This is a genomic window from Eggerthella sp. BIOML-A1 (assembly GCF_009875595.1).
Lineage (GTDB): Bacteria > Actinomycetota > Coriobacteriia > Coriobacteriales > Eggerthellaceae > Eggerthella > Eggerthella lenta.
Genome location: NZ_WWRZ01000035.1, coordinates 1 through 1,066 on the forward strand (window position 1 = coordinate 1; position 1,066 = coordinate 1,066).

The window sequence follows — 1,066 nt, forward strand, 5'->3', positions numbered from 1 at the left end:
CCATTGTGTTTTATTTGACTTCATGGTAAAATACATTTGTATTATTAAGTAAGTGCCTGATTGCCGTCAGGTTCTTTTTTGCGTCCTTAACCTGGTAAATACTCCTGATTGAGAAATTTGTTGATAAAATACTGCTGACCCTTGCCAGTAATAAGAGGTGTCTTGTTTACTGTGATATGACCGTCTGAGTGGGTGATACTGGTTTCTTTAACTCTGATAAGCCCAAGCTCTACGCTTTTCTGTGTAGGCATGTTCCAATCACGACCATTACGCTTGATAAGATAACCGTGGTTGCGTAGCCAAGTAAAGAGGCGTGTTGCTCCAATATCTACCCCATTCTGTTTAAGTAGTTTTGCAAGCTCCCCAACCAAGATAGATGTGTGGCTGGCACTAACAGCGTCTGCAAACAGCACCTTAGGACGGTCTGCTTCAATTTGCGCCTGTAACGTGTGGACTTTCTTATCAGCCATAAGTAACGCTCTTGCCATGATTTTTTCAGGGCTGTTGAAATCTTTTTCAACTTGGATGAAGTATTTGCGTACTTTAGCGCCTTCATCTGTTTTTGAAATCATAGCAAGATTTTTAGAAGCATCCAATGATAGAGCGTAGTCTTGGATTTCTTTCGTACCACCATATTGATTTAGCTGTGTAGTTGTAACTACGGGGCTAAAATCATAACCTTCTTCTAAAATTTTGAAATTTTGTTCTACCCATTGGCTGAATCTTGTTTTTACTTTTAAACTTTTATGCAATTCTCTTGCACTTACAATTGGTTCGTGATTTTCGTTAAGTGTGATGTTAATAAGTTCGTTCATGTTGCTTCCTTTCTATTTCACGTTTTGTGAAGTATTATCGATAAAAATTTCGCTAATACTTTTATGAAAGAAATTAGCGATTTTAAACATTTCCGAAGAAGAAAAATCTATTCTACCAAGCTCTTTATTTCGGTAAGAAACAGATGATTTTCCAATTATATCAGCAAGTCGTTCCTGCGAAACATTGTTTTCTTTTCGGAGTTGATACAATTTAATTTGCATTTGACCCAAATCTTTCTCCTTTCTAATTT

Annotated in this window: 2 protein-coding genes; both read right to left on the reverse strand. The window is 36.8% G+C overall.

Annotated elements, in window-relative coordinates:
• Positions 1-86 precede the first annotated feature (86 nt).
• Complete coding sequence (locus GT590_RS14260) at positions 87-815, reverse strand: phage antirepressor KilAC domain-containing protein (RefSeq protein WP_149971517.1); 729 nt, start codon at positions 813-815, stop codon at positions 87-89.
• 12 nt (positions 816-827) lie between these two features.
• The coding region (locus GT590_RS14265; protein ID WP_205217251.1) for a helix-turn-helix transcriptional regulator at positions 828-1,066 on the reverse strand (239 nt) is incomplete at its 5' end.